The sequence below is a fragment of the Terrabacter terrae genome, from assembly GCF_039529575.1.
Taxonomy (GTDB): Bacteria; Actinomycetota; Actinomycetes; order Actinomycetales; family Dermatophilaceae; genus Terrabacter; species Terrabacter terrae.
Map to the genome: position 1 here is coordinate 1 of NZ_BAAANB010000207.1, position 3,902 is coordinate 3,902.

Annotated in this window: 3 protein-coding genes; 1 reads left to right on the forward strand and 2 read right to left on the reverse strand. The window is 72.5% G+C overall.

Features of this window, described 5'->3' with window-relative positions; translation table 11 throughout:
* Positions 1–98 precede the first annotated feature (98 nt).
* Positions 99–2,024, reverse strand: a complete 1,926-nt coding sequence (locus ABD194_RS21060) for a penicillin-binding transpeptidase domain-containing protein (protein WP_343995185.1) — start codon at positions 2,022–2,024, stop codon at positions 99–101.
* A 110-nt stretch (positions 2,025–2,134) separates the two neighbouring features.
* A complete protein-coding gene (locus ABD194_RS21065; protein WP_343995187.1) occupies positions 2,135–2,815 on the reverse strand; it encodes an N-acetyltransferase in 681 nt (226 codons plus the stop codon).
* A gap of 90 nt (positions 2,816–2,905) precedes the next feature.
* Here ABD194_RS21065 and ABD194_RS21070 point away from each other — a divergent pair.
* On the forward strand, positions 2,906–3,902 hold a 997-nt coding region (locus tag ABD194_RS21070; RefSeq protein ID WP_343995189.1), incomplete at its 3' end, for an App1 family protein phosphatidate phosphatase.

Consider the following 3,902-nt stretch of genomic DNA (forward strand, 5'->3'; position numbering starts at 1 on the left):
GTACCCACCCCACCACCCCGTCGAAGGGCCACAAACCGGCCGGTTTGTGGCCCTTCGACGTGCCTGGGGGGCCGGTTTGTGGCCCTTCGACGGGGCAGTCAGCGGAGGTCGTAGGCCTTGAGGAAGCTGGTGATGAAGGGCGCGGCGCCGGTCACGCCGTTGTCGCCGACCTCGTTGTAGGCGGCGATGGCGATGTCCCCGCGGCCGGCGACCATCCACGCGTGCGTGTCGGGCGGGTTCTTCGTGCCGAACTCAGCCGTGCCGGTCTTGGCGTACTGCACCCCGAGGGCCGCCAAGACCTTGCCGGAGCCCTCCTTGACGACCGCGCTCATCTCCTGGCGCAGCACTGCCGCCTCGGCCGGGGCGAGCGGCGTCGCCGGCTGCGGCAGGGCGTCGTTGCCCTGCACCAGCGCCGGGCGCACCGTCTGGCCCTTCATCACCGAGGCGACGACCAGGGCCATCGTCAGCGGGGAGGCCTCGACGCGTCCCTGGCCGATGAACGAGGCCGCGTGCTCGACGACGTCGTCGGTCGCCGGCACGGAACCGAGGAACCCCGTGAACGGCAGGTCGAGCTTCTCCTCCATGCCCAGCGACTGCGCCGCCTGGATGAGCTCGTCCTGGCTCACCTTCGGGTACTGGCTGATGAAGGCCGTGTTGCAGGAGAAGGCGAGGGCGGTCTGCATCGGGATGTCGCCGAGCCTGTCCTTGGGGTAGCCGGTGTAGTTGCCGAAGCGGCGCCCGTTGACCGTGAGCGCGTCGGTGCACGGCAGCTTCGTGGCCGCGGTCGCGCCCTTGCGGACGAGCGCCAGTGAGCTCGCGATCTTGAACGTCGACCCGGGCGCCTCCTTGCCGGCCAGGGCGAGGGTCGAGCCACCCGCGCCGGGCCCGACGGCCGCGGCGAGCACCTCACCGGTGGACACGCGTACGGCCACGAGTGCCGTCGGCCGGGCCGTCTGGGAGGCGAGGGCCGCCTCGGCGGCGCTCTGGGCCTTCGGGTCGAGGGTGGTCCGGAGCGGCTCGCCCTCCTTGGAGACCTCGGCGAAGAGCTCACGCTTGTCGAGCACGCTGCCGTCGGCGCCTCGCTTGACGGCGAGCACGGCGAGGCCGGGAGTGCCGCGCAGCTGCGAGTCATAGCGGTGCTCGAGACCGCTCATGCCGACGGTGTCACCGCCGTGCAGGGTGCCCTTGGACTTCGCGATCTGCTCCGCGGTGGCCTCGCCGACGCTCCCGAGGATCGGGGCCCCCCACGTGCGGGTGGGTCCGAGCACCTGCATGGCGGGAACGGAGAGCGCCCCCTCGACCTGCTTGATCGCCGGGCCGTTCTTGGTCAGGAGGGGGTCGGTCGCGCGCACGGTGAGGCCCTGGACGAAGGCCTTGGGGCCGGCGGCCGAGACCTTGGCGGCGAACCGGCCAGGGTCGATGTCGAGCAGCGCGGCCAGCCTGCGGGCCGACGCCGACGCCTGCGCTCCCGAGACCTTCGTCTTGTCGATGCCGATCACCGCGACCTCGCGCTCGGTCATGAGCTTGCCGCCCGAGGCGTCGAGGATGTCCGCCCGGCGCGGAGCGGTGCGGGAGATGCTGAGGCTCTCGTCTGCGCCGACGTCGGGCGCGACCACGTCGGGGCTCCACGTCACCTTCCACTGGCCGTCGACGAGGGTCAGAGGCACCTGCGTCTCGTAGGTCCAGTCGGTCGGTGACGTGGAGACGTCCCACCGGCTGGAGAGCGTCGCGGTGGCGCGGTCCGAGCCCTCGGGGTGGCTCACCTTGCTCAGCGCCACCGTCGGGCGCAGGGTGCCGACGCTCTTGTATGCGTTCGCGACGAAGGCGGTCGCCTTGGCCGGGGTCGTGTTTCCGAACGACACCGCGCCCAGGTCGCCGCTCGCCAGGCCCTGGGCCAGCGCTCGGGCGGCGTCCCCCGGCTCGGGCGGGGAGGCGAAGAGCGAACAGCCGGCGCTGGCGGCGCTGACGAGCGCGCTCGTCAGCGCGACGACGACGAGAGGTTTGACCCGAGATGCCCTGAGCATGGCTACACCGTACGGCGTGGCCCGTGGGCCTCCCGTGTGCCGAGCGTGTGCCGAGTGTGTGGAAGGTGCGCCGCCGACGTGGTGCCAGACGTGACCAACCGGCTCGGGCGTCAGCGCTCCGGTCGCCAGAGCTGGACGGAGGCGACCGGCTCGAATCCGCCGGCCATGAAGGCGCGCAACGCACGGGCGTTGCCGGGGGCGCACGCGGCGACCACGACCTGGTCCTCCGGGACCAGGGTCAGCGCGTCGCGGACGACGTCGGCGCCGACGTGGTCCTGGGCCGGGTCGGTCTCGAGGCCGACCTCAGGCAGGCCACCGAGCCCGGTCGAGAGGGTCACGAGGGTGTGGTCGCCGGGGGCGGCGTACCCGTAGGTCGCGACGTCGCTGCGCACGGAGGTCGCGTGCTCGGCGCGCGGGTGGTTGCGCAGGTCGCTGCGTGGCACGAGTGCCGGCTCGCCGCCGGCGCCGCGCGCCACGAGGACGATGTCGAGCGCGTCGATCCAGCCGCTGCCGGCGAGCCGGGAGACGAGGCGTGGGTTGCTGGCCCCGCCGAACCCGTCCGGGCTGAGGGCCACCAGCGTGCCGTCGGAGATCGCGTCGTCGACGGCCAGGAAGGCGTGCCCGGTGAAGGCGACGACGCCCTCGACGCCGGAGCGCCACGGGTCCACGCGCCGCCAACCGCCGTCGACGGTGGGGAAGTCGCCGGCTGCGGCCCTGCTGAGTACTTCGCCGATGGGGTGCACGCCCTCCATCAAACCGGCCGCTCCACCGGCGTGCCCGGTGGGGTCCATCTGGTGGTACCTGCCGGTAACCGAGGACACGGCCGACCCGCCGCCCCGCACCCGGACGCGGCAGGCGGTGCACGCAGGTAGGTTGAGGCCATGTCACGACCGCACGCGGCCGCCATCGTCGAGGACGCCGTCCACGAGCAGGTGGAGCGCGTGCTCCGCAGCCGTGGTTGGGGCAACCGCGTCATCACGCACGTCGGCTACGGCTCGTCCTCCTTCGTGCGCGTGTACGCGCGGATCGTTCTGGGCCGCAAGGGCCGTGAGCAAACCGAGGGCCCGGAGCCGCGCCAGGACGCGACCGGTGCACTGACCCCGGCGCACTACGACCGTGGGTGGCGCGCCTTTCTCACCTCGCCCGCCACCGGCGTACCCGTGAAGGTGACGGCGGGCGACCGCGAGGTCTACGGCCGCTCCGACCGCGGCGGGCACGTCGACATCGTCGCCCGCGACCACGGTCTCGCCCCGGGCTGGCAGCAGGTGATCGTCGAGGTGCAGGGCACCGACCCCGTCGCGGCCGACGTCTTCATCGTCGCCGACGACGTGACCTTCGGCATCGTCAGCGACATCGACGACACGGTCATCACGACGATGCTGCCGCGCCCGCTGATCGCGGCCTTCAACACGTTCGTGCGCAAGGGCAAGGCGCGGCACGCGGTCTCGGGCATGGCCCCGATGTACCGCCGTCTGCTCGCCGCCCACCCGGGCGCACCCATCGTCTACGTCTCGACGGGCGCGTGGAACACCGCCGCCACCCTCAACCGCTTCCTCGTCGAGAACGGCTTCCCGCTCGGCCCGCTCATGCTCACCGACTGGGGGCCGACCAACACCGGGTGGTTCCGCAGCGGCCAGGCGCACAAGCGCACGAGCCTCGACCGGCTCGCCCGCGACTTTCCCGACATCAGGTGGCTGCTCGTGGGCGACGACGGGCAGCACGACCCCAAGATCTACGCCGACTTCGCCGAGGCCCGGCCCGAACGCGTCGACGCCATCTGCATCCGTCACCTCTCGCCGACCGAGCAGGTGCTGTCCAACCCGATGAAGATCGACTCGCCCATCCGGCCGTGGGCCTCGCGCTCGGTCCCGACCTTCT

Excerpts from the sequence above, each read along its gene's own strand:
- ABD194_RS21060 (WP_343995185.1), bottom strand. The coding sequence starts at position 2,024 with ATGCTCAGGGCATCTCGGGTCAAACCTCTCGTCGTCGTCGCGCTGACG.
- ABD194_RS21065 (WP_343995187.1), bottom strand. The coding sequence starts at position 2,815 with ATGGACCCCACCGGGCACGCCGGTGGAGCGGCCGGTTTGATGGAGGGC.